This is a genomic window from Halomonas sp. ABH4_019 (assembly GCF_056159885.1).
In genome coordinates this window covers 897,205-921,879 of record NZ_JBSWWC010000001.1, presented here as the reverse complement: position 1 = coordinate 921,879, position 24,675 = coordinate 897,205, and the positions used below count along the sequence as shown (strand labels likewise).

General features: G+C 68.1%; 23 protein-coding genes. 9 read left to right on the top strand and 14 right to left on the bottom strand.

Annotated elements, in window-relative coordinates:
- Window positions 1-45 precede the first annotated feature (45 nt).
- The 9 genes from ACXAFN_RS04175 to ACXAFN_RS04135 form a co-directional block, all read right to left on the bottom strand.
- The gene (locus ACXAFN_RS04175) at window positions 46-960 is read right to left on the bottom strand and encodes a DMT family transporter (RefSeq protein WP_474986436.1); all 915 of its coding nucleotides are present in this window, start codon (window positions 958-960) and stop codon (window positions 46-48) included.
- A gap of 179 nt (window positions 961-1,139) precedes the next feature.
- The gene (locus ACXAFN_RS04170) at window positions 1,140-1,406 is read right to left on the bottom strand and encodes a DksA/TraR family C4-type zinc finger protein (RefSeq protein WP_474986434.1); all 267 of its coding nucleotides are present in this window, start codon (window positions 1,404-1,406) and stop codon (window positions 1,140-1,142) included.
- A gap of 185 nt (window positions 1,407-1,591) precedes the next feature.
- Window positions 1,592-3,241 (bottom strand): BCCT family transporter, encoded by a 1,650-nt coding sequence (locus ACXAFN_RS04165; RefSeq protein WP_474986433.1) that lies wholly within the window; start codon window positions 3,239-3,241, stop codon window positions 1,592-1,594.
- 255 nt (window positions 3,242-3,496) lie between these two features.
- Window positions 3,497-3,808 carry a hypothetical protein gene (locus tag ACXAFN_RS04160; protein WP_474986431.1) on the bottom strand — a complete coding sequence of 104 codons (312 nt, stop codon included), beginning with the start codon at window positions 3,806-3,808 and terminating at the stop codon, window positions 3,497-3,499.
- Between the two features lie 157 nt (window positions 3,809-3,965).
- Complete coding sequence (locus ACXAFN_RS04155) at window positions 3,966-4,367, bottom strand: heme-binding protein (RefSeq protein WP_474986429.1); 402 nt, start codon at window positions 4,365-4,367, stop codon at window positions 3,966-3,968.
- 294 nt (window positions 4,368-4,661) lie between these two features.
- Window positions 4,662-5,918 carry a glycolate oxidase subunit GlcF gene (glcF, locus tag ACXAFN_RS04150; protein WP_474986427.1) on the bottom strand — a complete coding sequence of 419 codons (1,257 nt, stop codon included), beginning with the start codon at window positions 5,916-5,918 and terminating at the stop codon, window positions 4,662-4,664.
- 1 nt (window position 5,919) lies between these two features.
- Entirely contained in the window at window positions 5,920-7,011 is a 1,092-nt protein-coding gene (glcE, locus tag ACXAFN_RS04145; protein ID WP_474986425.1) for a glycolate oxidase subunit GlcE, read from the bottom strand.
- 9 nt (window positions 7,012-7,020) lie between these two features.
- The gene (glcD, locus tag ACXAFN_RS04140) at window positions 7,021-8,520 is read right to left on the bottom strand and encodes a glycolate oxidase subunit GlcD (protein WP_474986423.1); all 1,500 of its coding nucleotides are present in this window, start codon (window positions 8,518-8,520) and stop codon (window positions 7,021-7,023) included.
- Between the two features lie 233 nt (window positions 8,521-8,753).
- Window positions 8,754-10,454: an L-lactate permease gene (locus ACXAFN_RS04135; protein WP_474986421.1), complete on the bottom strand. Its 1,701-nt coding sequence runs from the start codon at window positions 10,452-10,454 to the stop codon at window positions 8,754-8,756.
- A gap of 369 nt (window positions 10,455-10,823) precedes the next feature.
- On the opposite strand from ACXAFN_RS04135, the gene ACXAFN_RS04130 reads away from it, so the two are divergent.
- Together ACXAFN_RS04130 and ACXAFN_RS04125 are read left to right on the top strand one after the other, a co-directional pair.
- Window positions 10,824-11,531: a glutathione S-transferase N-terminal domain-containing protein gene (locus tag ACXAFN_RS04130; protein ID WP_474986419.1), complete on the top strand. Its 708-nt coding sequence runs from the start codon at window positions 10,824-10,826 to the stop codon at window positions 11,529-11,531.
- 148 nt (window positions 11,532-11,679) lie between these two features.
- Window positions 11,680-12,030 carry a phasin family protein gene (locus ACXAFN_RS04125; RefSeq protein WP_474986417.1) on the top strand — a complete coding sequence of 117 codons (351 nt, stop codon included), beginning with the start codon at window positions 11,680-11,682 and terminating at the stop codon, window positions 12,028-12,030.
- Between the two features lie 89 nt (window positions 12,031-12,119).
- Here the strand turns inward: ACXAFN_RS04125 and ACXAFN_RS04120 are convergent, their stop codons facing one another.
- Window positions 12,120-12,743, bottom strand: a complete 624-nt coding sequence (locus tag ACXAFN_RS04120; RefSeq protein WP_474986415.1) for a phosphoribosyltransferase — start codon at window positions 12,741-12,743, stop codon at window positions 12,120-12,122.
- 300 nt (window positions 12,744-13,043) lie between these two features.
- On the opposite strand from ACXAFN_RS04120, the gene ACXAFN_RS04115 reads away from it, so the two are divergent.
- Entirely contained in the window at window positions 13,044-14,441 is a 1,398-nt protein-coding gene (locus ACXAFN_RS04115) for a uracil-xanthine permease family protein (RefSeq protein ID WP_474986413.1), read from the top strand.
- 131 nt (window positions 14,442-14,572) lie between these two features.
- On the opposite strand, the gene uraD is transcribed toward ACXAFN_RS04115, so the two are convergent.
- A complete protein-coding gene (gene uraD, locus ACXAFN_RS04110; RefSeq protein ID WP_474986411.1) occupies window positions 14,573-15,097 on the bottom strand; it encodes a 2-oxo-4-hydroxy-4-carboxy-5-ureidoimidazoline decarboxylase in 525 nt (174 codons plus the stop codon).
- 193 nt (window positions 15,098-15,290) lie between these two features.
- Between uraD and uraH the strand changes: the two genes are divergently transcribed.
- From uraH to ACXAFN_RS04095, 3 genes are all read left to right on the top strand, one after another.
- Window positions 15,291-15,644 carry a hydroxyisourate hydrolase gene (gene uraH / locus ACXAFN_RS04105; protein ID WP_474986410.1) on the top strand — a complete coding sequence of 118 codons (354 nt, stop codon included), beginning with the start codon at window positions 15,291-15,293 and terminating at the stop codon, window positions 15,642-15,644.
- A 105-nt stretch (window positions 15,645-15,749) separates the two neighbouring features.
- On the top strand, window positions 15,750-17,048 hold the full coding sequence (locus ACXAFN_RS04100) for a urate hydroxylase PuuD (protein WP_474986408.1): 1,299 nt from the start codon (window positions 15,750-15,752) through the stop codon (window positions 17,046-17,048).
- Window positions 17,049-17,167: 119 nt separating this feature from the next.
- Window positions 17,168-17,908 (top strand): GntR family transcriptional regulator, encoded by a 741-nt coding sequence (locus tag ACXAFN_RS04095; protein ID WP_474986406.1) that lies wholly within the window; start codon window positions 17,168-17,170, stop codon window positions 17,906-17,908.
- 12 nt (window positions 17,909-17,920) lie between these two features.
- Here ACXAFN_RS04095 and ACXAFN_RS04090 read toward each other — a convergent pair whose 3' ends face one another.
- Complete coding sequence (locus ACXAFN_RS04090; RefSeq protein ID WP_474986405.1) at window positions 17,921-18,667, bottom strand: helix-turn-helix domain-containing protein; 747 nt, start codon at window positions 18,665-18,667, stop codon at window positions 17,921-17,923.
- A 428-nt stretch (window positions 18,668-19,095) separates the two neighbouring features.
- On the opposite strand from ACXAFN_RS04090, the gene ACXAFN_RS04085 reads away from it, so the two are divergent.
- The 3 genes from ACXAFN_RS04085 (at window position 19,096) to ACXAFN_RS04075 (ending at window position 22,094) form a co-directional block, all read left to right on the top strand.
- Complete coding sequence (locus ACXAFN_RS04085) at window positions 19,096-20,157, top strand: type 2 periplasmic-binding domain-containing protein (RefSeq protein ID WP_474986403.1); 1,062 nt, start codon at window positions 19,096-19,098, stop codon at window positions 20,155-20,157.
- A gap of 90 nt (window positions 20,158-20,247) precedes the next feature.
- Complete coding sequence (locus tag ACXAFN_RS04080) at window positions 20,248-20,772, top strand: TRAP transporter small permease subunit (protein ID WP_474986402.1); 525 nt, start codon at window positions 20,248-20,250, stop codon at window positions 20,770-20,772.
- On the top strand, window positions 20,769-22,094 hold the full coding sequence (locus ACXAFN_RS04075; protein ID WP_474986400.1) for a TRAP transporter large permease: 1,326 nt from the start codon (window positions 20,769-20,771) through the stop codon (window positions 22,092-22,094). The genes ACXAFN_RS04080 and ACXAFN_RS04075 overlap by 4 nt, the downstream gene beginning before the upstream one ends.
- 40 nt (window positions 22,095-22,134) lie before the next feature.
- On the opposite strand, the gene ACXAFN_RS04070 is transcribed toward ACXAFN_RS04075, so the two are convergent.
- The gene (locus tag ACXAFN_RS04070) at window positions 22,135-23,010 is read right to left on the bottom strand and encodes a MurR/RpiR family transcriptional regulator (RefSeq protein ID WP_474986399.1); all 876 of its coding nucleotides are present in this window, start codon (window positions 23,008-23,010) and stop codon (window positions 22,135-22,137) included.
- Between the two features lie 153 nt (window positions 23,011-23,163).
- Window positions 23,164-24,615, bottom strand: a complete 1,452-nt coding sequence (locus ACXAFN_RS04065) for an NCS1 family nucleobase:cation symporter-1 (RefSeq protein ID WP_474987468.1) — start codon at window positions 24,613-24,615, stop codon at window positions 23,164-23,166.
- Window positions 24,616-24,675: the final 60 nt, after the last annotated feature.

Sequence of the window (24,675 nt, the reverse complement as noted above, 5' to 3'; positions counted from 1 at the left end):
TATCAGGGCGGCGGCCGCCACGGGGAAGCCCCGCGACGGGACGCGTCAGCGCCGACGCTCGGTGGCCGCCCGGCGCGGGGCGCGCGCGAGCGGCCGGGTCAGCGTCTGGGCCATGATCACCCCCGCCAGCACCAGGGCGCCGCCGAGCACATGGTAGGCGGCGAGGCGCTCGCCGAGTGCGACCATCGCGATCACGGCGCTGAACAGCGGCATCAGGTTGATGAAGATGCTCGCCTGGCTGGCGCCGATGCGGCGGATGGCGAGCATCCACAGGAAGGTGGTGACGATGGACGCGGGGATGCCGGCATACAGGATCAGGCCCAGGTTGCCGGCGTTCACCGGGGTCATCGGCCCCAGCAGGTAGGGCGGCAGCAGGATCAGCACGGCGCAGATCACCTGGCCGTAGAGCAAGACCCAGGGCGGCAGCGCCAGGGGCCAGCGCTTGAGCATCACGCCGTAGATGGCATAGCAGGTGGCGGCGACCACCATCAGGGCGTCGCCCACCGCCACGTCCAGGTCGAGCAGCGACAGCGGGTTGCCGTGGCCCAGCAGGATCGTCACGCCGGTCAGCGCCAGCAGGCCACCGGCCACCCCGCCGAGGCTGGGCGGCTCGCGCAGGATCAGCGCGCTGAGCAGCACGGTGAGCAGCGGCACCATGGCCGCCAGGATGCCCATGTTGGTGGCCGAGGTGGTCTCGGCGGCCATGTAGGCGAGCCCCTGCCAGAGCCCCATGCCCAGCAGGCCGAGCACCGCCAGCTTCGGCCAGTGGCGGCGCAGCTCGGCGCGATGCCGCCAGGCGGCGGGGGCCACGAAGGGGGTGAGCACGATCAGCGCCAGCAGCCAGCGCAGGAAGGCGATGCTGCTCGGGGCGATGGCGCCCACGGTGAGCTGGTTGATGGTCATGTTGCCCGACCAGATCAGCACGGCGCCGAGCGGCGGCAGGAAGTGGAGTAGCGGCATGACGTCCCTGGCATGACGACGCGGGCCTTGGGAGGGCCCGCGCATGAATGGTGGGTCGATGATACGGCGGACGCGATAAGAGCGCTAATGGTGTCGCCCGGCATGCCAAGGGGCTGCGGTCAGCGCGATCGCCCGGGGGCGATCCGACGATGGAGCCCGGAGGCTCGGGGTGCCCGGCCTCAGCGCAGCTGGCTGTCCTTGCTGCCGCGCCGGTTGAACCCGCCAGCCGGGCCCTGGCGGCGGTCGCGCTCGGCCTGGCAGGCCAGGCACAGCCGGACCCCAGGCACCGCGCGGCATCGCGCCTCGGGGATCGGCTCGTCGCATTCGTGGCAATGGTGGGCGCTCTCGCCATGAGGCAAGGCGCGTCGGGCGCGCTCGAGCTCGTCGCGCACGCTGTCGTCGATCTGTTGCTGGACGTCGCCGTCCTTCGACCAGCCGCCGGCCATGCTGTGGTCTCCCTCGGCTCGCGACGAGCCGTCCGCCTGGCTGTGAGAAGCCGGAGCCTCCGCCTTCCTGGCCCAGACTAGCGCGCCCCGCGGGGCGGCGCGATGCCCGGGGCGACATCCCCGCGCCTGCCCCGGACATCGCCGCCTGCCGGCGGTGTCCGGGGAGCCATCGACGGCGCAGGGAGTCAGGCGGGCTTGCGGCGCATCAGGCGCAGCTCGCCGTTGAGCGCCCGGATGATGGTGTAGCACATCAGCAGCATGACGATGGAGAACGGGATCGCCGTCGCCGTCACCCCGGCCTGCAGCGCCGAGAGGCCGCCGCCGAGCAGCAGCACGATGGCGATCAGGCCCTCCACCGCGGCCCAGAACATCCGCTGGGGCCGAGGGGCATCGATCTTGCCGCCGGCGGTGATGGTGTCGATCACCAGCGAACCGGAGTCCGAGGAGGTGACGAAGAAGATCAGCGCCAGGACGATGCCGAGGGTCGACATCAGCCCCGACAGGGGCAGCTCGTTGAGCATGCCGAACAGCGACAGCTCGGGGCTGTAGTCGTCGATCACGTAGTCCTTGACCAGGCTGCCGGCCGGATCGGCGTACAGCTGGTCCAGGGCGGTGCCGCCGAATACGCCCATCCAGACGAAGATGAACAGGCTGGGAATCAACAGCACGCAGATCACGAACTCCCGCACCGTGCGGCCCCGCGAGACGCGCGCGATGAACATGCCGACGAACGGCGCCCAGCTGACCCACCAGGCCCAGTAGAAGATGGTCCAGGCCTGGCGGTAGGCGTCATCGTCGCGACCGAAGGGCGCCGACAGCGCAACGAAGTCCGTGACGTAGGTCACCAGGCCGGTCCAGAAGCCGCTCAGGGCCACCAGGGTCGGGCCGGCGAACAGCACGAAGAAGAAGAACAGCACGGCCATGACCATGTTGATCTCGGAGAGCTTCTTCACGCCGCCCTCCAGGCCGCGCCACACCGACACCAGGGCCACCGCCGTGACCAGTACGATGACGACGACCTGGGTGGTGGCATTGACGTCCAGCCCGAAGACGAAGTTCATCCCCGCGTTGGCCTGCTGCGCCCCGAGGCCGAGCGACGTGGCCAGCCCGAACAGGGTGGAGAACACCGCCAGGATATCGATCACGTGTCCCGGCCAGCCCCAGACGCGGTCGCCGAGGATCGGGAAGAACGCCGAGCGGATGGAGAAGGGTAGGCCCTTGTTGTAGGTGAAGAGGCTCAGCGCCAGGGCCATCACCACATAGACGGCCCAGCCGTGGATGCCCCAGTGCAGATAGGTGCCGGCGATGCCCATGGCGCTGGCCTCGGCCACGGCCTCCGGGTTGAGCTCGCCGTCGGCGCCGAACGGCGAGGCGACGCCCAGGGGCAGCGAGACGTTGGCATGGTAGACCGGCTCCAGCACGCCGAAGAACAGCAGGCCGATGCCGATGCCGGCGGCGAACAGCATCGCGAACCAGGACAGGTAACCGTGATCCGGCCGGGCGTCGGGCCCGCCAAGCCGGACCTTGCCGTAGGGCAGGAAGATCAGTGCCACGCAGAACAGGATGAAGAAGTCCACCACCATCATGAAGTACCAGTCCAGGGTGCCGGTGGAGAAGGCGACGATGGACTGGAAGATGCTGCCCGCCCGATCCGGAAACAGCAGGGTGAGTAGGATGAAGAGGATCGAGGCGAGAGCCGAGACGAGAAAGACCCGGTTGTGGATATCGAAGCCGATGGGTCCCAGGCGGCCCTCGATATTGTCCTGGCCGACGGTGTAGTCGGTCTGCATGTCGCTCGCCATGGGGGAAGGTGCCGGATCGCCGGGAAGGCTCATGAGAAGCGTCTCCTGATTGTTGTGGTCTCGAACGCTGGGGTCTCGCTCCTGTGGCCTCGCATGGATGCCATGTGGACAGTCTAGTCCGGTATCGGAAAAGGCCGGGAGGGCCGTGCGACCACTCGATGCCCACCCAGCGTGTCACCGTATCGCCTTTGCCGACGGCGGGTGGATCGAGCATGCCCCCTTGCGAAAACACCCCGGCCATGGCCGGGGTGAAGGAAGGAGATGAAGCCTTGTCGGTGTGCGAGACCCTTAGCCGTCTTCGGGGTCGTTGGCGGAATCCACACCATCCTTGGGCGTCATGTCATCGTCGAGGCTGCCCTCGCCGTGGCCGCCGTCTTCCTCGGACGGGCTGTTGGCGGTGTCCGTGCCGCCTTCTTCGACGATGGGTTCCTCGCTCATGGCGCCCTCGTCGTGATCCATGCTGGATTCCTCGACCACGTTGGCACTATCGGTGCCGCTCTCCGGGGCCATGTCGTCCTCTTCATGGTGGGCGGCCAGGGCTGCGCCGGACAACATCATCAGGGCGCTCAGGGTAATGGCGGCAGTCGCGATACGTTTCATGGTGTTCCTCCCGTCCGGTGATGGGCGTGTCGGGCATCCGTGCATCGCGTCGAATGCTATACACAACCTATGCAAGATTTTTGGTTAATGCAAGTCTTGGCCCGGAAACGACGGGCCCCCGGCGAGCCGGGGGCCTGGGTTCGTGCCGGTGTCGGCGTCACAGCACGGCGGCGATGCTGGCACGGGCCACCTGGGCATCCTGATCGGCCTTGACGCCCGAGACGCCCACCGCGCCGACTACCTGGCCGTCGACCACCACCGGCACGCCACCCTCCATCAGGCCCTGCAGGGGCGCGGAAAGGAAGGCATTGCGGCCCTCGTTGATCATGCGTTCGAAGACCTGGGTCTCCTTGTGGCTCAGCGCCGCGGTGCGGGCCTTCTGGGCGCTGATCATGGCGGTCATCGGCGAGGCGCCGTCCAGGCGCCGCAGGCCCAGCAGTTCACCGCTGTCGTCGGTGACGGAGATGGTCACCGTCCACTGGTTGGCTTCGGCCTCGCGCTGGGCGGCGTCGAGGATGGCGTTGACCTCTGCGAGGCCGAGAATGGCTTTGGTCTGCATGGCATGCTCCTTGGGTTGGATTTGGGGTAGAGCAGGGAATCCCCGGGCCGCTGGTCCGGGGGGAGAAACGGTTCCTCGTCGACGAGGGCGATCCCGTGGCGCACCGGCGTGCGGCCGGCGCCGTTCGGGTGGGTCTGGCAGCTGAATGACCTGGCGCGTGGCGATCTTCTCGCTCGGGTCATGACAAGGCCTCGTCGACCAGTTCGATCCAGTGGCGCACCGGCGTGCGGCCGGCGCCGTTCAGGTGGGTCTGGCAGCTGAATGACCTGGCGCGTGGCGATCTTCTCGCTCGAGTCATGACAAGGCCTCGTCGACCAGTTCGATCCAGTGGTGCACCGGCGTGCGGCCGGCGCCGTTCAGGTGGGTCTGGCAGCCGATGTTCGCGGTCGCAATCACCTCCGGTGCGCCGGCCTCGAGGGCGTCTAGCCGGTCGTCGCGCAGCCGCCCGGCGAGCTCGGGCTGGGTGATGGAGTAGGTGCCTGCCGAGCCGCAGCACAGGTGGCCGTCGCGCACCGGGGTCAGGGCGAAGCCGAGCCTCTTCAGCACGCCTTCCACGGCACCGGCGAGGCCCTGGGCGTGCTGCAGGGTGCAAGGGCAGTGGAAGGCCAGGCGCCGGTGTTCCTGGACGGCCAGGGCGTCGAGGTCCTCGTCGGCGAGGATCTCGGAAAGGTCCTTGGCCAGGGCGCTGATTCGGGCGGCCTTGTCGGCGTAGGCCGGGTCGTCGGCGAGCACTTCGCCGTACTCCTTGACCATGGCTCCGCAGCCGCTGGCGGTCTGGACGATGGCCTCGATCGGCGCTTCAGTACCGGCCTCGCTCGCTGCTTCGAGATGTGGCCACCAGGCGTCGATATTGGCCTTCATGCGCTCGCGGCCGTCCCGGTGGGCGCCCAGGTGGTAGTCGATGGCGCCGCAGCAGCCGGCCTCGGGCGCCGGCGTCAGGCCGATGCCCAGGCGATCCAGCACCCTGGCGGTGGCGGCATTGGTGTTGGGCGAGAGGCCCGGCTGCACGCAGCCCTCGAGGATCAGCATGCGCCTCCCATGGCGTCGGCCCTCGGGGCGTTCGCCGGCGTCTACCGGGGCCGGCGGGAGCTTGGCCCTGAGGGCGCCGGGGAGCAGCGGCCGGAAGGTCAGGCCGACCTTGAGCAGGGCCTTGAAGCGAGCGGGCTCCACCAGGGCCTTGCGCAGGCCGAGGCGCAAGGCTCGCTCGGGGGGCGAGCGCGGCACGCGGCGCTCGATCTCGGCGCGGCCGATGTCGAGCAGCTTGTGGTATTCCACGCCGGAGGGGCAGGTGGTTTCGCAGTTGCGGCAGCTCAGGCAGCGGTCCAGGTGCAGCCGGGTCTCGCTGGTGATGTCGGAGCGCTCCTCGCGGTCCTCGAGCAGCGACTTCATCAGGTAGATGCGCCCGCGAGGGCCATCGCGCTCGTCGCCCAGCAGCTGGTAGGTGGGGCAGGTGGCATTGCAGAAGCCACAGTGCACGCAGCTGCGCAGCACTCGGTCGGCCTCGCGGATATGCGGCTGCTGAAGGTCTTCGGCGGTGAAGTGCGTCTGCATGTCATAGCTCCCCGTAAAGGCGGCCGGGATTGAAGATCCCGTGGGGATCCAGCTCGGCCTTGAGGCGCCGGTGAATCTCGGCCAGCGGCGGCGCCAGTGGCGTGAAGGGCTCGATGGCCTCGCCACCCGGTCGCGATCGATAGCAGCTGGCGTGGCCGCCGGCGCGTTCCGCCGCCTCGCGGATGGTCGCGGCGGAGTCGTCGCTTCTGAGCCAGCGCTGGGCGCCCGCCCAGTCGTAGAGAGAGTCGCCGCCGAGGGCGAGCTCGGGAGTGTGGTTGGGTAGCGAGAGCCGCCACAGCGGGCGCGGGTCGTCGCCGGCGAAGAACCCCAGGCGGTGCTCGCGGAGCTGCGTCCAGAAGCCGTCGTCCAGGGGCTCGCCGCCGAGCTCGCGCCGGGTCGCGGCCACCGAGCCGGCGCCGCCCTCCAGGCGCAGGTGCAGGGCGCCGCCTTGCCAGGCGGCGGCGCTGATCGGCAGCGGCCGGCGCCCCCAGGCGGCCAGCCGTTCCAGGGCCTCGGCGAGGGGCAGTTCGAGGCGCAGGCTTTCCCGCGCCGCGGGCCGGGGCAGCACCTTCAGCGATACCTCGCTGACCAGCCCCAGGGTGCCCAGGGCGCCGACCATCAGCCGCGACAGGTCGTAGCCGGCGACGTTCTTCATCACCTCGCCACCGAAGCGCAGCGAGTTGCCATGGCGGTCGATCAGTCGGGTGCCGAGCACGAAGTCGCGCACCGCGCCGGCCCATGGGCGACGGGGCCCGGATAGCCCGGCGGCGACCATGCCGCCCACGGTGGCGCTCGGGCCGAAGTGGGGCGGCTCGAAGGGCAGCATCTGGTCCCGTTCGGCGAGCGTCGCCTCCAGCTCGGCCAGCGGTGTGCCGGCGCGGGCCGAGACGATCAGCTCCACCGGGTCGTAGGCGGTAATGCCGCGATGCTCGCGGGTCGAGAGCACCTCGCCTGCCACCGGGCGACCATAGAAGGCCTTGGTGTCGCAGCCGACCAGGCGCAGCGGCGTGCCCTCGGCATCGGCCTGGCGAAGACGCTCGCCGAGCTCGAGGGTGGCGTCCCGGTCCGGGAGCGTCGGGATGGACGTGGGCATGATCGCTCCTCAGAAACGTGGCAGGTCGGGATGCGGCAGCTCGCCGCGGTGGACATGTAGGGCGCCGAACTCGGCGCAGCGGGCCAGCGTGGGGATGTTCTTGCCCGGGTTGAGCAGGCCCTTGGGATCGAAGGCGGCCTTGACCGCGTGGAAGGTCGTCAGCTCGTCGGGCCGGAACTGCACGCACATCTGGTCGATCTTCTCGCGGCCGACCCCGTGCTCGCCGGTGATCGAGCCGCCGGCCGCCACGCAGGCCTCGAGGATTCGTCCGCCGAGGGCCTCGGCCCTCTCCAGTTCGCCCTCGCGATTGGCGTCGAAGAGGATCAGCGGGTGCATGTTGCCGTCCCCGGCATGGAAGACGTTGGCCACCCGCAGGCCGTATTCCTCGGAGAGCGCGGCGATGGTGGCCAGCACCTCGGGCAAGGCGCGGCGCGGTATGGTGCCGTCCATGCAGTAGTAGTCCGGCGACATTCGGCCCACCGCCGGGAAGGCGTTCTTGCGTCCGGCCCAGAACAGCGCGCGCTCGGCCTCGTCGCGGGCCTGGCGGACCTCGCTGGCACCGGCGGCCTTCATCACCTGGCGGGCGGTCGCGCAGTCGGCGTCCACGTCGGCCTCCACGCCGTCGAGCTCGCAGAGCAGGATGGCGGCGGCCTCCACCGGGTAGCCGGCGTGAATGAAGTCCTCGGCGGCGCGGATCGCCAGGTTGTCCATCATCTCGAGGCCCCCGGGCACGATGCCGGCGGCGATGATGTCGCCCACCGCCCGGCCGGCCTGGCCCACGTCGTCGAAGGTCGCCATCAATACCTTGGCGGTCTCGGGCTTGGGCAGCAGCTTGACGGTGATCTCGGTGGCCACGCCGAGCATGCCCTCGGAGCCGTTGATCAGCGCCAGCAGGTCGAAGCCGGGAGCGTCCAGGGCCTCGCTGCCCAGCACCAGGCGCTCGCCCGCCAGGGTCAGCATCTCGACGCGCATCACGTTGTGCACGGTCAGGCCGTACTTGAGGCAGTGCACGCCGCCGGCGTTCTCGGCGACGTTGCCGCCGATCGAGCAGGCGATCTGGGAGGATGGGTCCGGGGCATAGTAGAGGCCGTGGGGAGCGGCGGCCTCGGAGATGGCCAGGTTGCGCACCCCGGGCTGGACCCGGGCGATGCGGGCCTCGGGATCGACCTCGAGAATCCGGTCGAAGCGCGACATCACCAGCAGCACGCCCTGTTCCAGGGGCAGGGCGCCGCCGGACAGCCCGGTGCCGGCGCCGCGGGTGACCACCGGCACGCCGAGGTCGCGGCAGCGGGCCAGCAGGCCGGCGACCTGGTCGAGGGCGTCGGGCAGGGCGACCAGCATCGGCAGGATGCGGTAGGCCGACAGGCCATCGCACTCGAAGGGCCTCAGGTCTTCCTCGCGGTGCAGCAGGGTCATGCCGGGCACGGACCGCTGCAGGTCGGCGAGTACCTCGGCCTTGTCGTGGTCGGGCAGCTCGCCGTCGAGTCGAGCGTCGTGATGTATGTTCATGGGACGGTCTCGTGTTGGTGTTCCCGCCGAGCGTGCCGGCGGTGGGGCGGCGAGTCCGGCGTCGGACTCGACCGGCGAGCTGTAGTGACGGCCTGGCCGTCGAAAGTACGTGGAAAGCATTTCCAATCTACAGCTTTGTCGGTCAAATGAAAGAGGGCAAGTCGCCCCTGCGACAATCGGTACCGATACGCCGGCGTGGCGGCCTGGCGATGAGACCTCACGCCGGCGACGCCTCAGCCGAGCTCGAGCAGCGGGTCGATCACATCCAGGCCATGGAAGGCCACGAGTCCGATCAGACCGGCAAATAGCACGTAGTACAGCGTCGGCAGGGCGGTCTTGCGCAGGGTGATGCCCTCGCGACCCAGCAGGCCTACGGTGGCCGAGGCCGCCACCACGTTGTGGATGGCGATCATGTTGCCCGCCGCGGCGCCCACCGCCTGCAGCGCCACCATCATCGCCGTGGACAGCCCCAACTGCTGGGCGACGTTGAACTGGAAGTCGGCCAGCATCAGGTTGGAGACGGTGTTGGAGCCGGCGATGAAGGCCCCCAGCCCGCCCACGGTGGGGGCGAACAGCGGATAGACGCCGCCCACGCTATCGGCGACGAAGCGCGCCATGGCCACCGGCATGGAGGCCAGGTCGGCGGCGTTGACCCCGGAGTTGATCAGGATGCGCACCATGGGGATGGTGAACACCAGCACGAAGCCGGCGCCCACCAGGGTGCGGGTCGACTCGGAGAAGGCGGCCTTGACCTGGGTGGCGCCCATGCGGTGCAGGGCGATGGTCACCAGCACCACCATCAGCAGGATGCCGCCGGGCAGATAGAGCGGTTGAATGCTGCCGGAGACCCCGGCCTCGCCGAGAATGTCGCTCCAGCCCAGGCTCACCGAGGTCAGCGCCGACTTGACCGGCTCGACGGTGCGCGAGATCACCAGGAAGATCGCCAGCAGCACATAGGGCACCCAGCCCATCAGGGTCGACAGCGGTGCCTGGCCGGCCACGTCATCGAGCTTGATCTCGAGCCGCCCGATCCATTCGGCCGGCCAGGACCGGGCCTCGGGGAAGTCCCAGGTCTCCTCGGGCAGCAGAAAACCGCGGCGGGCGGCGGGCACCACGACGGCCAGGCCCACCATGGCGCCGATCATCGACGGGAACTCCGGCCCCAGCAGTACCCCGGCCAGGGCATAGGGCACCACGAAGCAGGCGCCGGCGAACAGCGCGAAGGGAGTGATGGAAAGCCCTTCCTTCCAGGAGCGGTTGGCGCCGAAGAAGCGCACCATGATCAGCACCAGCAGCAGCGGCATCAGCAGGCCGACCGTGGCGTGGATGATGGCCACCTCGGCGCTGATCAGCCGGAAGTACTCCAGCCAGCCGCCGCCGCTGGCCGCGAGTTGCTCGGTGATGCCGGCGCGGTCCAGGCCGCCGCCGACCCCCACCACGATGGGGGTGCCCACGGCACCGAAGGACACCGGGGTGGACTGGATCATCATGCCCACCACCACGGCGGCCAGCGCCGGGAAGCCCAGCGCCACCATCAGCGGAGCGGCCACCGCCGCCGGGGTGCCGAAGCCGGAGGCGCCCTCGATGAAGCAGCCGAACAGCCAGGCGACGATGATCGCCTGGACCCGGCGGTCGGGGCTGATACCGGAGAAGCCGTTGCGAATCGCGGCGATGCCGCCGGAGTGCTTCAGGGTATTGAGCAGCAGGATGGCGCCGAAGATGATCCACAGGATGGCGACGGTCAGCATCAGGCCCTGGAGGGTCGAGGCCAGCACGCGGGTGGCGCTCATCTCCCAGGCGAACAGGGCGATCAGCGCGGTGACCAGGAAGACCATGGGCATCGCCATCTTGGCCGGCAGGCGCAGGCCGATCAGCAGCACCCCGGCCAGTAGCAGCGGCAGGAAGGCCAGGAATGCCAGAAAAGGCTCGGACATGGGGGCTCCTCTTGTTGTTGTCGAGCGTGTGGCGGTGAACGGCCCGTTGCGCGACACCGCACTCTCGTTCGCCGACACGAGGATTCCCGCACCGGCAAACCACGCCGACGATAAGCGGCGGCCCGTCGGCTGGCCAGTCGTGGTGAATTGGTCAAACCAATCATGGCGTTTTCTTCCGCAGCCTCTTACCGCCTTGTATTCAAGGGAGTTCGTGGCGCAGGATCGCTCAGGATGGGGGCCTTCAGAGGGGCCGTCGGCCCTCAAAAATGCGACTAATGGACAGCTCGACCGCCCGGGGAGAGCTGTCATGCTGCGGCGGTGCATCGGCGGCCGAGCCCGCCACCCTCAGCCCAATCTTCAGGAGACAACATGAGCCGAGTCCTCTACGAACTGCGCGGCATCGACGAGGAGCTGCGCTTTTCCCCCTACTGCTGGCGCGTCCGCTATGCGCTGGCCCACAAGGGCCTCGACGTCGAGACGCGGCCCTGGCGTTTCACCGAGAAGGAGGGCCTGGCGTTCTCCGGCCAGGGGCAGGTACCGGTGCTGGTGGACGGCGAGGAAGTGGTCTGCGACAGCTACGAGATCATGCGCTATCTGGATCGTGCCTATGCCGAGGCGCCGCTGCTGGGAGACGGCCAGGCCGAGGCCCGGGGGCGCTTCTTCAAGCACTATGCCGAGCGCGCCCTGGCGCCGGCCATGATGCGCACCATCATCATGGACCTGTTCAACGCCATCCATCCCGATGACCGCGCCTACTTCCGCGAGACCCGCGAGCAGCGTTTCGGGCGTGCCCTGGAGGAGTTCCATTCCCCGGCCAAGGGCCTCGCCCAGCTCGATGCGGCCCTGGCGCCGCTGCGTGGCCAGCTGGAGGACGCCGACTTCCTGGATGGCGAGACGCCGGCCGGGGCGGATTACCTGGTGTTCGGCTTCTTCATGTGGGCCCGCTGCGTGTCCAGCGCCGACCTGGTGTCCAACGCCGACCCGGTCCATGCCTGGCGCGAGCGCATGCTCGATCGCCACGGCGGCCTGGGGCGCGAGGCGCTGCGCGTGACCGATATCGAGGGCGCCTATCGCTGACGCAGTGCCCGGAGGTTGCCCAGGCTCCCGGAGTGGTGAGGCCGCGCCGGGTGGGGAACGAAGCATGTTGCGGCGCACAAAAGCGCCTGCTATGTTGCAATGCAACACGGGCGCGTCGCCCGCTGTGCGCTCTCATCGGAGGTGTGCCATGACCCAGGCCGCGACCGCCAAGACCGGCGAGCCGTTCGAGTCCCTCTTCGTTACCCCGTTCCGGGCCTACGGCGCCCTCCAGCTGGAGACCGCCGAGAAGCTGATGGTCACCCAGTTCGGCATCGCCGAGTCGCTGTCCGAGGCGACCCTGGCCCAGGCGCGCCGCTGGCTGTCGGTCAAGGGCGTCGAGGATGTCCAGAAGGCCGTGTCGGAACAGCAGCAAACGATGACGTCGCTCGGCGATCGCCTGAAATCGGATGCCGAGACCTTGATGAGCCTGGGACAGGATTACGTGCAGAAGGGACAGAAGCTGGTCGAAAGTCAGATGAAGGCGACCGGCACTTCCTGAGACACGTCAGGCAAGGGGGCCCTTTGCCGGGCCTTTGGGGCCATCGCCGTCGGGCGTTGGCCCTTTTTTGTGCGCGAGCGCTCGCCGGCTTAGCCGTGCTCGGTGCCGAGCAGGCGGATGACGTCGTCGTCGTCGACCTGGCCGAAGTCAGCATAGAACTGGCCGACGGCGCTGAAGTTTGCCGGCGTCAGCAGACAGACCACCTCGTCGGCGAGTGGCTTCAGGCGCGTTATCGTCTCCGGAGGGGCGGCGCCGAGCGCGGCGATCAGCAGCGCCGGCCGGCGTGGTCGCAGGCTGGCCAGGGCCATGGCCATGGTGGCCCCGGTGGCGCTGCCGTCGTCCACCACCACCACGATGCGGCCTGCCGGGTCGATCGGCGCGCGCACCGGCGTATAGCGTCGGCGGCGCTCGGCGAGCAGGGCCTGCTGGTTCTCGATCTCGCGGGCGATGTCGTCCTCGTCGTAGTGCCGTGCCGCCGGTTCCAGCGCCACCCGGCCTTCCTCGCCCACCGCGCCGATGGCGTACTCGGGATTGCCCGGGGCGCCCAGCTTGCGTACCAGCGCCACGTCCAGCTCGCCCTCGAGCGCGTCGGCGATCAGCCGCCCCATGGGTACCCCGCCGCGGGGGATGGCGAGGATCAACGGCTGGGTCTGTCCCAGGTGCTCGAGCCGTCGCGCCAGCTGCGCGGCGGCGTCCTGCCGGTCGCGAAACATCGTGGCCTCCGCCTCCCTTCATTGCCTTGAGTCTAGTTCAGATCCGATGGCAGGGATGCCGTGCGCGGCTTGATTGTATACATGATGCTCCATTATTGTGCGACAAGGATCTCGGTCTCCTTGTATCCAATAGGGTGGCAATCGAACCACAACCATGACCGCGGCCGTTCACGAGACGGCCCGCGCCCACCCGACGAGGCCGGCTGTCCGCGACGGACACCCATGGGATCCCCGCTCTCCGGTGCGTGCATGCCGAGGGAGCAGGACGCCACAACAACACCACACCCAATGGCCGATATCATGCAGACCAACGTCAACAACACCTCGATATTCGATTTCCACGGCAAGCCCCCCTTGCTCAAGGCCTTGCCGATCTCTCTCCAACACGTGCTGGCGATGATCGCCGGCGTGATCACCCCGCCCATCATCATCGCCGGCGTGGTGGGCTCGACCCCGCAGGAAAAACTGCTGCTGATCCAGATCGCCGTGCTGGCCTCGGGGGTCTGCACGCTGTTCCACCTCTACGGGGTCTGGAAGTTCGGCGCCCGGCTGCCGGCGATCTTCGGCGTGGGCTTCGCCTACGTGCCGACGCTGATCGCCGTGGGTGGCCAGTTCGGCATCGAGGGCATCCTTGGCGCCCAGCTGATCGGCGGCATCACCATGATGGTGGTGGGCTACTTCATCCAGTACATCCGGCATCTCTTTCCGCCGGTGGTGGCGGGCACGGTGGTGCTGGTCATCGGCCTGTCGCTGTACGACATCGCCATCCGCTACATCGCTGGCAGCGGCAACGTGAACGCCCCGGGCTTCGGCGAGCTGCAGAACTGGGGCGTGGGCCTGGTGACCCTGGTCACCGTGCTGCTGGCTTCCCAGTTCGGCAAGGGCGTGGTCAAGCTCTCGGCGATCATCGTCGGCATCCTGGTCGGCTACCTGATCGCGCTGCCGCTGGGCATGGTCGACTTCAGCTCCGTGGCCAGCGCCAAGTGGATCGCCGTGCCCCAAGTGATGCCCTTCGAGATGGAGTTCCACTCGGCGGCCATCGTCTCGCTGGTGGTGATCTGCGTGATCAACTCCGTGCAGACCATCGGCGACCTCTCGGCGACCAGCGTGGCCGGCATGAACCGCGAGTTGAAGACCCGGGAGCTGACCGGGGGGCTGCTCGGTAACGGCCTGACTACGGCGGTGAGTGCCTTCTTCGGCGCCCTGCCGACGTCCACCTTCAGCCAGAACGTGGGCATCGTGGCCATGACCAAGGTGATCAGCCGCTACGTGCTGGCCATCGCCGGGGTGTTCATGCTGGTGGCCGGCTTCAGCCCCAAGTTCGGCGCCATCATGACCACCATTCCCTATCCGGTGCTGGGCGGCGCCACCATCACGGTGTTCGGGATGATCACCATGACCGGCATCCAGCTGCTGACCAAGGACGAGATGTCAGCCCGCAACATGACCATCGTCGGTCTGGCGCTGGCGCTGAGCCTGGGCATCGCCGCGGTGCCCTCGGCCATCGCCCAGTTCCCGGAGGCCGTGCAGAACGTGATCGGCGGGGCGCCCATCGTGGTCGCCGCCATCACTGCCTTCGTGCTCAACCTGGTGCTGCCGCGCAGGACGCTGGCGGACGAGGCCCGCGAACGCGAGGCGATCGCCGAGGCGGACGCCGACCAGGCCTCCGCCGAGGCCAGCCTGCAGTCCGATAAGTGAGGGCCGGGGCGGGCACTTGCCCGCCCCGCGGCATTCCAGCCGTCACGCGAATCACCCAAGCCGCGAGGCATGAAAAAAGCGCTGCCGGGAGAGCCCGGCAGCGCTTTGGCGTTATCCGCGTCGAGGCGCGATCAGGCGGCGCGCTCTGCCAGGCGGAAGGCGGCGATGCGGTTGATCTGCTCGATGGCGGTGCGGCGTTCCTCGGCTGGTTCGTTGCTCAGCCGGGTCTCGAAGGCGGCGAGGATGTCGTGGCGGTCGCTGCCCTTGACCGCCATCACGAAGGGAAAGCCGAAGCGCTCCTTGTAGGCGGCATTGAGGCGCTCGAAGCGGGCCATCTCCTCGGGGGTGCACTGGTCGAGCCCGGCGCCGGCCTGCTCCTTGGTGGAGTCGTCGGTGAGCTCGCCGGCGATGGCCGCCTTGCCGGCCAGGTCCGGGTGGGCGCGGATCACCTCGAGCTGGCGCTCGGGGTCGGCCTCGCGCAGCTCGCGGCCCATGGCCTCGGCCAGGCCTTCGGGGCTGTCCTGCTCGGCGGACAGCCCGCGCTGCCAGGCCAGCTCGGCCACCCAGGGCGAGTGTTCATAGATGTCGCCGAAGCGCTCGACGAAGGCGGCCTGGTCCAGCTGGCTGGGCCGCGGTGAAAGCGTCTTGGTGCTCATGGTAGGGCTCCTATGGTGCGTGTCTGCCTCGATACCGTCAGGATAGCGATAAAACTGTATACAATAAAGTCTTTGAAATGTACTCTATCACCAGCTAAAACTGTTCCTAAAGGGCGGCGCTCCGAGGCGCGCCGACCGTGATGACACTCCCGCCGGCGTCTCGCCCGGCACCGATGACAAAGAGGAGAAGAAGATGGGCTACCTCACCACTCACGTGCTGGATACCGCCCTCGGCCTGCCGGGCGAGGGCATTCGCATCGAGGTCTACCGCCTGAAAGGGGGCGAGCGCCAGCGGCTGACCGAGGTCGTGACCAACGACGACGGCCGCTGCGACGCGCCGATCCTGGAAGGCGAGGCCTTCACCCCCGGCGAGTACGAGCTGGTCTTCCATGCCGGCGAGTACCTGGATCGCCGCGGGGTGGCCGCGGACAAGCCGCGCTTCCTCGACGTGATCCCGCTGCGCTTCGGCGTGGCCGATGCCGGCCAGCACTATCACGTGCCGCTGCTGCTGTCGCCTTACAGCTACTCCACCTACCGCGGAAGCTGAAGCGTCCGGCACGTGGCCGTGCCTGCCGACGGTTCGGCCACTGCCCCCTGGCTGTTAGTGCCAGCATCGACACAACAATCGCATAATTCCAACGAGGCCTGACCGATGGAAGCCTACTTTCTCGACTTCGCCAACCTCCTGCTGAGGTGGCTGCATGTGATCGCCGCCGTGGCCTGGATCGGCGAGTCGATCTACTTCGTGATGCTCGACAACGGCCTGCGTCCGCCCAAGGCGGCCGAGGACAAGAACAAGGGCGTGTTCGGCGAGATGTGGGCCGTGCACGGCGGCGGCTTCTACCACAACCAGAAGTACGCCAGTGCCCCCGAGAAGCTGCCCGAGGACCTGCACTGGTCGTTCTGGAAGGCCTATACCACCTGGCTGTCCGGTTTCGGCCTGTTCGTGCTGCTGTACATGGCCAATCCCAGCTTCTACCTGGTCAACCCGAACAGCTCCTGGGAGTGGGCCGCCAACCTGACCGGCTGGCAGGCCAACGTGGTGGCCCTGCTGTTCCTGCTCGGCGGCTGGGTCGTCTACAACGAGATGTGCAAGCGCATCAGCCCCAACATGGAGCGCGACGGCATCCTCAGCCTCGGCGTGGCCGTGCTGATGGTGGTGGTCGCCTACCTGAGCACCCACATCTTCGCCGGCCGGGCGGCCTTCCTGCTGACCGGCGCGGTGATGGCCACCGCCATGTCGGCCAACGTGTTCTTCTGGATCATCCCCGGCCAGCGGCGCATGGTGAAGGCGATGAAGGCCGGCGAGACGCCCAACCCCATCGACGGCAAGCGCGGCAAGCAGCGCTCGGTGCACAACACCTACTTCACGCTGCCGGTGGTGCTGCTGATGCTCAGCAACCACTACTCCTTCACCTACACCCATGAGCTGTCCTGGCTGATCATGGTGCTGTTCATCTTCGCCGGGGCGCTGATTCGCCAGTTCTTCGTGCTGATGCATGCCGGCCACACCAAGCCGGCCTATCCGGCCGCCGGCGTGGCGCTGATCCTGGTGGCGGTGTGGATCGGTGCACCGTCGAGCAACAACGGCGTGGCCACCGCCAGCACCGAGTCGCCCTCGGTCAGCGAAGAGGCGGCCGCCACCGGTGACGCCGCCGCCACCGGCAGCGACGAGGCCGCCTCGGGTGGCGAGACCGTCGCCGCCGCCGGCGATGCGCTGGGCGAGATCCACGCGATCATGGAGAAGCGCTGCGTGTCCTGCCATGCCCAGAACCCGGAGCACGAAGGCTTCGCGGCGGCGCCGGCCGGGGTGAGCCTCGAGACCGAGGACCAGCTGCTGCGCCAGGCCACCCAGGTCAAGCAGGTGATCGCGAGTGGCTACATGCCGCTGGGCAACCTCACCCAGATGACCGACGAGGAGCGCCAGCGGGTCGCCGGCTGGTCCCCCTGAGCCCTGCCGCGCCCCCGTGCATGCCGCCGCCCGCCGTCCCCGGTGGGCGGCGGTCGTGTTGGCGGTGGTAAAGCGTATACAATGCGGCCTGGTAAGGGTCTTCAGGAGGTGTGCAGCCCATGAACCAGCGCCAGGTCGATACCGAGCGCAAGTCCGCCGCGGGCGGCGGCCGTCCCGGCAAGAACGGCGACGGTGCCGAGCGCCACGAGGCGATTCATCGCTCGATCAGCGATGCCATCATCGAGCATCGGCTCAAGCCCGGCGCCCGGCTGCGCGAGGATGCCCTCTCGGAGGTCTTCGGCATCAGCCGCACCGGCATCCGCAAGATCCTCCAGCGCCTGGCGCTCGAGCAGCTGGTCACCCTGACCCCGCGGCGCGGCGCCAGCGTGACGCGCCCCACCGCCGACGAGGCCAAGGACGTCTTCGATGCGCGCCAGATGGTCGAGTGCGGCCTGATGCCCGAGGTGGCACGGCGTATCACCGCCGACGACCTCGAGGCCCTGCGCGACATGGCGCGCCGCGAGCGCCGGGCCCTCAAGGCCGGCGAGCAGAGCACCGCCATCAAGCTGTCCGCCGCCTTCCACGGGCGGCTGGCGCACATCTCGGGCAATGCCACCCTGGCCGCCTTCGTCGAGCAGCTGTGCTCGCGTTCCTCGCTGATCCTCGCCGTCTACGGCAATGCCGGCCACCTGGGCTGCGAATCCCATGACCACGACGACCTGCTCGGCTACCTGGAGGGCGGCGACGGCGAGCGGGCCCGGGCCTTCATGAGCCGCCACCTCAAGGCCATCGAGGCCTCGCTCTCCATCCACGAGGAGGAAGACGAGGCCCCTGACCTCTACGAGATCTTCTCGGGCTGAGCGCCCCTGGCCTCAGTGCAGGCGGCGCAGCCTGCCGGGCGACACGCCGAAGCGCCGCTGGAAGGCATGGGTGAAGGCGCTCTGGCTGGCGAAGCCCACGCTGCAGGCGATGTCCGCCAGGGGCGTGGTGGTTTCCAGCAGCAATTGGCGGGCGCGGCCCAGGCGAGTTTCCTGCAGGTAGCGAAAGGGCGTCATGCCGGTTTCCTCGCGGAACAGCAGGTGGAAGTGTCCGATGCTGACGTGAGCGAAGTCCGCCAGCCGCGAGATGGGTAGCGTCTCGTGCAGATGGCGCAGGATATAGGCCTCGAGCCCCGCCAGGTCGAGCCGGCACGGCGCCCGGCCATGGGGATGATGGCCGAAGGTGCGTGCATGCAACGCCGCCAGCACGCCCTGTGCCAGGCCCATGACGGCCTCAGGATAGTCGCCCCAGGCGATGTGCTCGCGCTGAATGTAGGTCAACAGCAGCCTCAGGCTGGCATCGGCCTCGAAATAGCGGGGACGCGCGAACAGTTCCGACAGCGAGGGCGCGATGTCTTCGCCGGGCAGGTCGATGATGATGTGTTGGTTCTCGCCGATGCCCTCGTAGAAATGCACGTCGCCCCCCGGCACCAGGCAACCGTGCAGGACATCCACCCTGCCTCCTCGCCCCGCAATCTCGAATTCGGCTCTGCCGCTCATCGCGATCACGAGTTGGTGGTGGTCGTGCTTGTGATGCAGGCAACTGTTGGGCAGTGGCTGTGTCCGGATCTGCGTTGTCATGATTTTTTATCGCTATTAGGAATATGAACAATAGCAATTTCTGATAGTTGTTTCCTATATAAAACCATCAGTCACCAATATCGTATCTATCACTTTTTATCCCGATCCTGCCCCCCGTACAACCCTTTGGCGAGCCTTGCGCAAAAAGGCATGACGTTCGCGAAAGACCGTGGCGCGGCCGACTGACCACAATGCATGACACCCTCGGCCCTTTCCCGTTGCTCTGGCGGGGCCGGACGGCAGCGCGACACGGCGGAGTGTCACGGCATTCACCGGCGGCCGCCCGCTCGACCTCGCTCACGTGGCAGCGTCCGCGTGGGATGACCGCCGGATGGGACACTCCCGCCAACCGCGTCTCGAGTCCTCATCCTGAGCGAGCGTGTTGCCCACGGGATGATTCGCAAGCCACCAATAACAAAGGTGCCCATATGAAACCGATGAACAAGATCGCCACCTCGGCATTGCTCGTCGCCGGCGTGGCCGCCGCGACCCTGCCCGCCCAGGCCCAGGAACACAGCTGGCGCATGGCCACGCCCTGGAGCGGCGGCCCTTGGCTCGAGCGGGATGCCCAGAGCTTCGTCGACCACGTGCGCGAGCTCAGCGACGGCGACATCGAGATCGAGGTCTTCCCCGGTGGAACCCTGGGCAGCGCCCTGAAGGTCACCGAGTCGGTCAAGAACGGGGTGGCCGAGGTCAGCCACAACTACATCAACTACGACTACGGCAAGGACCCCACCGCGGCGCTGCTGGCCGGCCACTCCAGCGGCCTGACCCCGGAAGAGTTCATGATGTGGATGTACCAGGGCGGCGGGGTCGAGCTCTACGAGGAGTTCCGCCGCGAGCAGTCGGACGTGGTGGCCTTCCCTTGCTCCATCCTGGGCACCGAGATCTTCCTGCACTCCAACAAGAAGGTGCAGACCCTCGAGGATTTCCAGGGCCTGCGCCTGCGCACCTCCGGGGCCTGGGCGGAGATCGCCTCGCGTCTCGGGGCCTCCACCGTGGTCATGGCCGGCAGCGATATCTACACCGCCCTGGAGCGTGGCGTGATCGATGCCGCCGAGTGGGGCAGCCCGGAGATGAACCGGCCCACCGGCTTCCAGGACGTCGCCCAGTACGTGATCCTGCCCGGTATCCACCAGTCCGGCGGGGTGCTGGAGTGCCAGATCAACGCCGACACCTGGGAACAGCTGAACGAGCACGAGCAGCAGCTGCTGCGCGACGCCGCCAAGCTGTCGGTGTTCGATTCCTGGCTGGCCGCCTCCTACGCCGACCTGCAGGCCTACCAGGAACTGGTGGAAGGCCCCAACGAGATCGTCCGCCTGGAGCCGTCCTTCATGGACGCCATCCTGGAGGAGACCGAGGCCTGGGAGAACGAGTACGCCGAGAGCAACGAGTGGTTTGCCCGTGTGCTCGAGTCCCAGCGCCAGTTCAAGCAGGGCATGCAGAACTGGCCCGAGTACCGCCTGACCATCGGCGCCAGCGAGCGCTGATCCGGGAGGCCGGGCCCCGTGGGGGCCCGGCCTCGTGCCGTTACCACGCGAGACATCCCCCCGAAGGGGGCGCAAGCCCCGAGACTATCCATGAAACCAATCGCGTATATCGAAGCCGCCACCCGCTTCGCCGGCCGGCTGGGAGCGCTGCTGATCCTGCCCCTGGTCGCGGCACTGGTCTACGAGGTGTTCAGCCGCTACGTGCTGGGCCGCCCCACGCTCTGGGCCTTCGAGACCAGCTACATGGTGATGGGGGCCATCTTCATGCTGGGCATGGCCGATGCCCTGCGCCAGGGCCAGCACGTGAGGGTCGACATCGTGACCCTGAAGCTCTCTCCACGGACCAACGCCGCGCTGCGTGCCGTGGCCTATGTCCTGTTCCTGCCGCTGATCGCCTGGCTGACCTGGGAGGTCGCGCTGTACTTTCTGGAGGCCCTGGAGAGCGGCGAACGCTCCGGGCGCTCCGCCTGGAACCCGGTGGTGTGGCCGGTCTACCTGGTGTGGGTCGTCGGCTTCGTGCTGCTGACCCTGCAGGTGCTGGCCGAACTGCTCAAGTCGCTGTATCTGCTGAGCGGGCGGCGCGAGCACGATGACCAGGGAGGCTCGCCGGCATGAGTGATTTTCTCTCCCTGCTGATGTTCCCGCTGTTGATGCTGCTGATCTTCGCCGGCGTGCAGATCGCCTTCGCGATGATCCTGGTGGCCGGCGTCTTCGGCCTGATGCTGTTCGGCGATACCGCGGCCTATCAGCTGCTGACCAAGATCGAGGACACGGCCTCCAACGCCATCCTGGCGGCGGTGCCGCTGTTCATCTTCATGGGCGCGATGCTGGAGAAGTCGGGCATCGCCGAGCGGCTGTTCCAGGCCGTGCACATGTGGACCGTGCGGCTGCCCGGCGGGGTAGGCGTGGGGGCCATCGTGCTGGGCACCATCTTCGCCGCCTCCAGCGGCGTGGTGGGGGCCACCGAGGCGGTGATCGGCATGCTGGCGATCCCGGTGATGCTCAAGCACGCCTACGACAAGCGCCTGATGTCCGGGGTGATCTGTTCCAGCGGCTCGCTGGGCACGGCGATTCCGCCGTCGATCACCGTGGTAGTGCTGGGCCCGGTGGCCAGCGTCTCGGTGGGCGAGCTGTTCAGTGGCCTGCTGCTGCCGGGCCTGCTGATGGCGGTGCTGTTCATGCTCTACGTGATCGGCCTGGCCTACTTCAAGCCGGCGGTGGCGCCCCGTGTCGAGGACGAGGCGGTGCACTACTCCCTGGGCCGCAAGCTCAAGGTGTCGCTGTATGCCCTGCTGCCCACCGCGGCGCTGATCTTCACCGTGCTGGGCACCATCCTGATGGGCCTGGCCACGCCCACCGAGGCGGCGGCCTGCGGCGCCCTGGGCGCCCTGGTGCTGGCGGCGCTCTACCGCAACCTGAACCTGGCGGTGTTCTGGGAGGCCTGCTCGCGCACGGTCGCCATCACCGCGATGATCCTGCTGATCCTGTTGGGCGGCCACATGTTCGCCGGGGTCTTCTTCGCCGCCGGGGGCATGGCGACGGTGCAGTCGCTGCTGATGGCCTCCGGCCTCGAGCCCTGGGCGATCCTCGCCCTGATCCTGCTGATCGCCTTCATCGCCGGCTTCGTGCTGGACATGATGTCGGTGGTGCTGATCATCATTCCGGTGGCCATGCCGGTGGTGCGCGCCCTGGGCTTCGAGGAGGTGTGGTTCTGCGTGGCCTTCCTGGTGGTGCTGCAGACCAGCTACCTGACGCCGCCGTTGGCGCCCTCGATCTTCTACCTGCGGGCGATCGCACCGCCGGAGATCACCCTCAAGCACATGTACGCCGGGGTGGTGCCCTTCATCCTGATCCAGGTGCTGGTGCTGGTCGCCGTGCTGGCCTTCGAGCCGTTGGTGATGTGGCTGCCCGGCCTGACCAGCGGGCCATCCTGGTAGCCGCCCCCCTGACGCGACCCGGGAGGCCATCCCGGGTCGTTCAGTCGTCGAAGTCGCGCAGCTTCTCGTGGGCGATCTCGATGTCCTCGAGGCGCAGGCGTCCCGCCTTGCCGGCCAGTCGCACGGCCTGCACGCTGAGGTAGTGGATCAGCCCCATGGGGCCCACGTAACTGTGGAAGAGGAAACTGCTGGAGATGTCGCAGCGCAGGGTCCAGGTGGCGAAGGGCTTGTCCCCGGCCAGCGAGTCGGTGATGTAGAGCACCGGCATGTCGCGCTCCTGGGCGGCCTGCATCACCCGGTCGAGCTCCGGCACGCGCCGGCGCATGCCCACCGCGATCAGCAGGTCGTCGGCCTCGAACTCGGTGACGTGCTCGCCGAGGGTCTCGCCCGGATGGGGCAGCAGGTCGACCCTGGCCCGGAACTGGATGAACTGCCAGCGGGCGTAGGCGGCCATGAAATAGCTGTTGCGATAGCCGACCAGCCAGATGCGCCGGGCGCCGACGATGCGCTGCAGGGCGGCCTCGATGTCATCGGCGGGCAGCTGGTCGAAGGTGCGCGTCAGGGCGGTGACATGGTCATCCAGAAAGGCCTGCTTCTCGGAGGGCAGGGGAGAGGAATCCTGCTGGCGCTCGTGCAGGTAGATGGGCGAGCCCCACTGCTTGATGTCGCGGACCAGGCGTCGGGCCTGCTCGAAGTTGCGAAAGCCCAGGCGCTTGAACAGCCTAGAGGCGGCCGCCTTGGAGACGCCGGCCAGCTTGGCCAGCTCCGTGGCGTTGTAGGCGGACAGCTCGCCGGGAAAGTCGAGGATCAGCTCGGCGAGCTTGCGCTCGCTGGCGGGCAGATCCGGCAGGTGTTCCTGAATCCGGGCCTCGAGGGAACGGGGTCTTTCCTGGGGCTGTGAGTGAGAGCCGGACATCACCGGGTCCTCTGGCTGGCCGTGAAGGGGGAGGGCGTCCCGGGAGTCGGGGCGATCGTTTTCGAGACGCTACCATAGATGCACGGCCGCTGAAATTCCGATTTCAGCGGCCGCGCGGTGGCGTCGGGGCGTCGCCGCCCGGCGGAGGAGGGCTCAGCCCTGTTGGGGAATCGCCCGGGGTTGGCCGCGCATCAGCAGGTAGTAGAAGAGCCCGCCGAGGGCGGCGCCGATCAGCCAGGCGTAGCCGCCGAGGGCCTCCAGGGCCGGTACCCACACCGAGGAGATCGAGAACAGCGCGGCCAGGGCGAAGGCGCCGATGGCACGCTTGTTCCAGCCCTTGACGTAGTGGTAGGCCCCCCGGGGATCGGTGGAGAACATGTCCTGGAGGTTCAGGCGCTGGCGCTTCACCAGGTAGTAGTCCACCACGATGATGCCGTAGAAGGGCGCCACGATGGCCCCCAGGGCGTTGACGAAGCCGGCGATGCCGATCCGGCTGATCAGCGCCACCCACAGCGCGCCGACGAAGAAGGCCACCACCGCGGTGATCAACCCGCCGATGCGGAAGCTGATGCGGCGCGGGAAGAGGTTGGCCAGGTCGTAGGCCGGGGGAATGAAGTTGGCCACCAGGTTGATGCCGACCGTGGCGGCGAAGAAGGTGATGGCGGCGATGATGGTCAGCGGCAGGGAATCGACCCGCTCGATGATGTCGGAGGGGTTGGTCAGGGTCTCGCCGAACAGCGCCAGGGTACCGGCGGTGATGATCAGCGCGATGAACGAGAAGAACGCCACGTTGAGCGGCAGCCCCAGCAGGTTGCCGAGCTTCATCTCGCGCTCGCTCCTGACGAAACGGGTGAAGTCGCCGAAGTTGATCACCACCGCGGCGAAGTAGGCGATCATGGTGCCGGTGATCGCCAGGAAGGCGCCGATCGCGCTGCCCTGGTAGTCGCTCTCGCCGCCGAAGATGGTGCTCACCGCGGGCAGCAGGTCGCTGCCGGCCTGGAACCAGACGATCAGCATCAGCGCCACCATCACCACGTAGACCAGCGGTCCCGCCCAGTTGAGGAAGTGCTTGATCCTGTCGATGCCCTGCCAGAACAGCGCGATCTGGAACACCCACACGATCACGAACGACAGCCAGCCGATGGCCGACATGCCCAGCCACTGGCCGCCGGGATCGCCGAACAGCGCGGTGATCAGCAGCGCCACCGCGGTGGAGGCGAAGTAGGTCTGCACCCCGTACCAGAAGATGCCGATGATGGCGCGCAGCATGGCCGGGAAGTTGGCCCCGTGGACACCCATGCTGGCGCGGATCATCACCGGGAAGGGAATGCCGTACTTGACGCTGGGCTTGCCGGTCAGGTTGACCAGCGCCATCACCACGAAGCCGGCGAGGATGATCGCCGCCATCACCGCCCAGCCGTTCAGGCCGTAGGAGATGAACAGCGAGGCGGCCAGGGTGTAGCCGAACAGGCTCTGGATGTCGTTCGACCACACGTTGAAGATCTCGAAGGCGCCCCAGTTGCGATCGCCCTTCTTGATCGGCGCCAGGTCGTCGTTGTAGAGCCGTGGATCGCGGTGGCGGATGTCCAGCTCGCGGTCGGTCATGTCCGTCATGGCGGCGTCCTTGATGTTTGTTGTGATGATAGACGGCCCTCCCCGCCGGGG

Excerpts from the sequence above, each read along its gene's own strand:
- ACXAFN_RS04175 (WP_474986436.1), bottom strand. The coding sequence starts at position 960 with ATGCCGCTACTCCACTTCCTGCCGCCGCTCGGCGCCGTGCTGATCTGG.
- ACXAFN_RS04170 (WP_474986434.1), bottom strand. The coding sequence starts at position 1,406 with ATGGCCGGCGGCTGGTCGAAGGACGGCGACGTCCAGCAACAGATCGAC.
- ACXAFN_RS04165 (WP_474986433.1), bottom strand. The coding sequence starts at position 3,241 with ATGAGCCTTCCCGGCGATCCGGCACCTTCCCCCATGGCGAGCGACATG.
- ACXAFN_RS04160 (WP_474986431.1), bottom strand. The coding sequence starts at position 3,808 with ATGAAACGTATCGCGACTGCCGCCATTACCCTGAGCGCCCTGATGATG.
- ACXAFN_RS04155 (WP_474986429.1), bottom strand. The coding sequence starts at position 4,367 with ATGCAGACCAAAGCCATTCTCGGCCTCGCAGAGGTCAACGCCATCCTC.
- glcF (WP_474986427.1), bottom strand. The coding sequence starts at position 5,918 with ATGCAGACGCACTTCACCGCCGAAGACCTTCAGCAGCCGCATATCCGC.
- glcE (WP_474986425.1), bottom strand. The coding sequence starts at position 7,011 with ATGCCCACGTCCATCCCGACGCTCCCGGACCGGGACGCCACCCTCGAG.
- glcD (WP_474986423.1), bottom strand. The coding sequence starts at position 8,520 with ATGAACATACATCACGACGCTCGACTCGACGGCGAGCTGCCCGACCAC.
- ACXAFN_RS04135 (WP_474986421.1), bottom strand. The coding sequence starts at position 10,454 with ATGTCCGAGCCTTTTCTGGCATTCCTGGCCTTCCTGCCGCTGCTACTG.
- ACXAFN_RS04130 (WP_474986419.1), top strand. The coding sequence starts at position 10,824 with ATGAGCCGAGTCCTCTACGAACTGCGCGGCATCGACGAGGAGCTGCGC.
- ACXAFN_RS04125 (WP_474986417.1), top strand. The coding sequence starts at position 11,680 with ATGACCCAGGCCGCGACCGCCAAGACCGGCGAGCCGTTCGAGTCCCTC.
- ACXAFN_RS04120 (WP_474986415.1), bottom strand. The coding sequence starts at position 12,743 with ATGTTTCGCGACCGGCAGGACGCCGCCGCGCAGCTGGCGCGACGGCTC.
- ACXAFN_RS04115 (WP_474986413.1), top strand. The coding sequence starts at position 13,044 with ATGCAGACCAACGTCAACAACACCTCGATATTCGATTTCCACGGCAAG.
- uraD (WP_474986411.1), bottom strand. The coding sequence starts at position 15,097 with ATGAGCACCAAGACGCTTTCACCGCGGCCCAGCCAGCTGGACCAGGCC.
- uraH (WP_474986410.1), top strand. The coding sequence starts at position 15,291 with ATGGGCTACCTCACCACTCACGTGCTGGATACCGCCCTCGGCCTGCCG.
- ACXAFN_RS04100 (WP_474986408.1), top strand. The coding sequence starts at position 15,750 with ATGGAAGCCTACTTTCTCGACTTCGCCAACCTCCTGCTGAGGTGGCTG.
- ACXAFN_RS04095 (WP_474986406.1), top strand. The coding sequence starts at position 17,168 with ATGAACCAGCGCCAGGTCGATACCGAGCGCAAGTCCGCCGCGGGCGGC.
- ACXAFN_RS04090 (WP_474986405.1), bottom strand. The coding sequence starts at position 18,667 with ATGACAACGCAGATCCGGACACAGCCACTGCCCAACAGTTGCCTGCAT.
- ACXAFN_RS04085 (WP_474986403.1), top strand. The coding sequence starts at position 19,096 with ATGAAACCGATGAACAAGATCGCCACCTCGGCATTGCTCGTCGCCGGC.
- ACXAFN_RS04080 (WP_474986402.1), top strand. The coding sequence starts at position 20,248 with ATGAAACCAATCGCGTATATCGAAGCCGCCACCCGCTTCGCCGGCCGG.
- ACXAFN_RS04075 (WP_474986400.1), top strand. The coding sequence starts at position 20,769 with ATGAGTGATTTTCTCTCCCTGCTGATGTTCCCGCTGTTGATGCTGCTG.
- ACXAFN_RS04070 (WP_474986399.1), bottom strand. The coding sequence starts at position 23,010 with ATGTCCGGCTCTCACTCACAGCCCCAGGAAAGACCCCGTTCCCTCGAG.
- ACXAFN_RS04065 (WP_474987468.1), bottom strand. The coding sequence starts at position 24,615 with ATGACCGACCGCGAGCTGGACATCCGCCACCGCGATCCACGGCTCTAC.